The sequence below is a fragment of the Kitasatospora sp. NPDC056181 genome, assembly GCF_042266225.1.
In the GTDB taxonomy this organism is placed as follows: domain Bacteria; phylum Actinomycetota; class Actinomycetes; order Streptomycetales; family Streptomycetaceae; genus Kitasatospora.
This window is the reverse complement of the sequence record NZ_JBHJUK010000285.1, coordinates 1-4,489: the sequence shown is the minus strand read 5'-3', so window position 1 is coordinate 4,489 and position 4,489 is coordinate 1. Positions and strand designations below refer to the sequence as shown.

General features: G+C 78.1%; 2 protein-coding genes. Both read left to right on the top strand.

The features are described 5' to 3' along the window. Positions 1–1,509 precede the first annotated feature (1,509 nt). The gene (locus ACFC1F_RS42745) at positions 1,510–3,540 is read left to right on the top strand and encodes a BTAD domain-containing putative transcriptional regulator (protein WP_376167157.1); all 2,031 of its coding nucleotides are present in this window, start codon (positions 1,510–1,512) and stop codon (positions 3,538–3,540) included. Between the two features lie 396 nt (positions 3,541–3,936). Further along, positions 3,937–4,489, top strand: a 553-nt coding sequence (locus tag ACFC1F_RS42740) for an AfsR/SARP family transcriptional regulator (RefSeq protein WP_376167159.1), incomplete at its 3' end; no start/stop codon positions are given.

The window sequence follows — 4,489 nt, the reverse complement described above, 5'->3', positions numbered from 1 at the left end:
CCCACCCCGGTGGCGCGCCCACGCGCCCGGCGGCGCACATTTCCCGCAGCGGCCGGCCCGGCCGCCGGCGGGCATTTCCCGCCGGCTCCCCGCCCGAAATCCGCGGAACGATCCCGACGCTACCAGCCGCCGATCGCGCCGCGACAGGTTATTTCCGCACACGCCCCCGTGCGTTTCACATACAAGGGACGGAGAAATCAATACCCGCCCGCCCCCGGCCGCCCCCGCCCCCGGCCGCCCCCGCCCGTCCCGCCCCCCGCCGGCGCTGCCCGCCCGTCCCGCGCGCCGCCGGCCCGGCGCCGCGAAGGGGGTACCGCAGGACGGCGCCGCCGCAGCGCCGGGCAGGCCGGGACGCACGGGAAGGCCCGGAGCACGGGGACGCGGGGGAGCCGGGGCCGGGGAGCAGGGGAGAAGGGGCGCGGCGGGGGCAGGGAGCCCCGCCCGCACCCCGCCCCCGCCCCGCACGGGAAACCCACGGCACCAACCAGCGCACCCCGCACACCGCCTGACGCACCATCGGACCGGCCGCCACCACCGCCCGGCCCGCCGCCCAGGCACGCCGACGGCCCCTTCCACCCGGCCCCGTCCGGCCGGACCCGGTACGCCGCCCGGCCCGCCGCCGGCCCCTTCCGGCCCCTGCCGGCACGGACCTGGCGCACCGTCAGGACCGTGTACCCGCTCCCGCCGCCCCGACGCGCGCCGGGCCCCGGCCGCCCCGCCTGCCCCGCTCCCGCCACCGGGCCCCGGGCCGGCCGCGGCAGGGGTGACAACCCCGAGACGCCACCGCTACTGTGATCACGCGTGACACCCTTTGCGGTCTTATGCGCGCACGCCCGCGACATCCTCACGCCTGCGCCGTGCGGGCCGATAAAAAAAGGGGGACGGGGGAAACGTGCGCGGGGCGAACACGCCCGGCCCGCCCTTGACCGGCGGACCGGCCAGGGGCTTTGATGTGCCGGCACCGGCGCACCGCTCCCCGGCGGCCCAGCCCGCCGCCGCAAACGGAATCACCGCCTCCCCCGTTCCCGCCGCCCGGACCATATCCGGCGCAATAACGGCACGGCCCCCGCGCCCGCCCCGCCGCATTCACCCCCGCCGCGACGGAAAACGCCGGGCGAAAACCGCGCCGCACCACACCGGAACGCAGAAACGGCAGACCCGGCACACCACCGGGACCACCGCCGTGCGCACCATCGGGCCCGCGACCGTGCACACGACCGGGCCCGCGACCGGGCCCGCGACCGGGCCCGCGACCGTGCACACGACCGGGCCCGCGACCGTGCACACGACCGGGACCGCGACCGTGCACACCGCCGTGCACACCACCGGGCCCGCGACCGGGCACACGACCGGGCCCGCGACCGTGCACACCGCCGTGCACACCACCGGGCCCGCGACCGGGACCGCGACCGGGCCCGTGACCGTGCGCGGCGCCGGCCACCTTGCGCCCCCGTCCGCACGCACCCGTGCGCCGCGGGAGGCACCACCACGTCAGGAGGCGAGTGACCCATGGCCGCACCAGCAGCACCCCTGCGCATCCAGCTCCTGGGACCGGTACGCGCCTGGCGCCACGGCACGGAGGTGACCCTGGGCCCGCCCAAACAGCGGGCCGTCCTCGCCCTGCTCGCCAGCCGCGCAGGCGACGTCGTCGGCGTCGAGGGCATCGTCGACGCCCTCTGGGGCACCGACGTCCCCCACACCGCCGCCAACGGCGTCCACACCTACGTCGCCGGCCTGCGCCGTGCCCTGGAACCCGGACGCACCACCCGGGCCGCCGACGCGCTCCTGGCCTCCGGATCCGGCGGCTACTGCCTGCGGATGGACCCCGCCGACGTCGACGCCACCCTCTTCACCCGCACCCACAACGACGCCCGCAGGTCACGCGCCGAAGGCAACACCGAAGCGGCCCTGCGCCGTTACGAACAGGCCCTCGCCCTGTGGCACGGCGAGGCCTGCACCGCCGTGCCCGGCCCCTTCGCCGCCATGGAACGCACCCGCCTGCGCGACCTGCGCCTGACCGCCGTGGAGGAACGGGCCGACAGCATGCTCGCCGCCGGCCGCCACGTCGAAACGGTCACCGAACTCACCGGCGCGATCGCCGAGGAACCCCTGCGCGAGAAACTGCGCTGGCTGCTCATCCTCGCCCTCTACCGCAGCGGGCGTCAGGCCCACGCCCTGCGCCTGTACGAGGACACCCGCGAACTGCTCCGCAGCGAACTGGGCATCGAACCCGGCCCCGACCTGCGCACCCTCCACCGGCAGATCCTCGCCGGACACCCCGCCCCCCACACCCCCGCCCACGCACCCCACGCCCACACCCACGCCCACGCACCCCACGTCCACGCACCCGCACCCCACGCCCTCCACGTTCCTCACACGTCCCGCCCCGACACCCCGCCGCCCCCGCCGCCCGCCACCCGCGACCACCCCTTCCACACCACCCCAAGACCCGCCCAACTCCCGCCCCTGGCCCGCGGATTCATCGGCCGCACCAAGGAACTCGCCCACCTCGCCGCCCTCCTCGGCGCCGACCTCCCCCGCCACGGCGCCACCACCCCCGTCGCCGTCGTCGACGGCCCCGCCGGCGCCGGCAAGTCCGCCCTCGTCCTGGAACTGGCCCACCGCCTCACCGACCGCTACCCCGACGGCCAGCTCTACGTCGACCTGCACGCCACCGCCCCCCGGGGCCGGCCCCTGGCCGCCGCCGACGCCCTGGGCCAACTCCTCACCGGCCTGGGCGTCCACGCCTCCCGCATGCCCCAGGGCCCGGCCGCCCGCACCACCCTCTACCGCAGCCTCCTGCACGGCCGGCGCATGCTCGTCGTCCTCGACGACGCCCCCGGCGCCGACCAGCTGCGCCCGCTCATCCCCCGCGGCTCCTCCTGCGTCCTGGCCACCAGCCGCCGGCGCCTCAGCGGCCTCGCCGCACGCGACGGCGCCCACCTGCTCACCATCGGACCCCTCACCGACGAGGACTCCGCCCGCCTGCTCACCGCCCTGGCCGGCGGCCGCCTCACCGCCCACGACCCGGCCACCACCCGCCTGAGCGCCCTGTGCGGAGGACTGCCCCTGGCCCTGCGCATCGTCGCCGACGCCCTGGTCGCCAACCCCGACACCCCCCTCGAAACCCTGGTCGACCAGTACACCGCCGAACACGGCCGCCTCGACCGCCTCACCGTCCAGGACGACGCCACCGCCAGCCTGCGCAGCGTCTTCGAGGCCTCCTACCAGGCCCTGCCCGCCGACGCCGCCCGCATGTTCCGCCACCTCGGCCTGTGCCGCAGCCCCTTCACCCTCCAGATCGCCGCCACCCTCGCCGAGACCGACCGCGACACCACCCGCCGCCTGCTCGCCCTCCTGACCGCCCACCACCTCCTCCAGGAGGAACCCGGCCACCGCTACCGCTTCCACAGCCTCATCGGCATCTACGCCGCCGAGTGCGCCCAACGCGAACCCCCCGCCCGCCGCCGGGAAGCCCTCAACCGGCTGCTGCGCCTGTGCAGCGCCCACCACCCGCCCCGCCTGAACGCCCCCGGCTGAGCCCGCCCCCCACCGCCCCCCCCACCGCCCCCCGCCGCCCCCGCGCCCCGTGCGAAAGGCACGCGGGCGCATGCGGAAATCATCTGTCGCACCGCGATCCGCGGCTGGTAGCGTCAAAACCGCTCCGCACACCCCCGGGGGGAAACCGGCGCACAGGCCCACCCGCCGCCCGGCCGCCCCGCCCGACCGGGGGCGCCGGCGCGGCACACGCGGCACACCACGGCGGGCCGACGCCCCGGCACGCACACCCCGCACACCCCGCAGGCCCGGCCGGCCCCGCCAGGCCGCCGCCCGCGGCCCGCGGCCCGCACCCACCGGCCGGGAACCCGCCACCGCGCCCCACCCGGACCGCGGACCCGCCGCACGCGACGCCCCCGCCCCGGCTACCGCCTCGTCCTGGCCGACGCCACCCTCGACCACACCGAGTTCCACCGCCTCGCCGCCGCCGGCCACCACGCCGCCGCCGCCCACCGCCACCACGCCGCCGCCGACCACCTCGCCGCCGCCCTCGCCCTGTGGCGCGGCCCCGCCCTCGGCGGCGTCACCGAACACCTCGCCCGCATCGAACTCCCACGCCTCGAAGAAGCCCGCATGGCCGCCCTCGAAGGCCGCATCGCCGCCGACCTCGCCCTCGGCCGCCACGACGCCCTCGTCGGCGAACTCACCGCCCTCGTCGAAGCCCACCCCGTCCGCGAACGCCTGCGCGCCCAGCTCATGACCGCCCTCCACCGCACCGGCCGCCAGGCCGACGCCCTCGCCGAATACCAGCGCGCCCGCGAGATCCTCGCCGACGAACTGGGCATCGACCCCGGCCCCGCACTCAACGACGTCTTCCACACCATCCTCGCCGGCGACCCCCCCCCCCCCCCCCCCCCCCCCCCCCCCCCCCCCCCCCCCCCCCCCCCCCCCCCCCCCCCCCCCCCCCCCCCCCCCCCCCCCCCCCCCCCCC

Excerpts from the sequence above, each read along its gene's own strand:
- ACFC1F_RS42745 (WP_376167157.1), top strand. The coding sequence starts at position 1,510 with ATGGCCGCACCAGCAGCACCCCTGCGCATCCAGCTCCTGGGACCGGTA.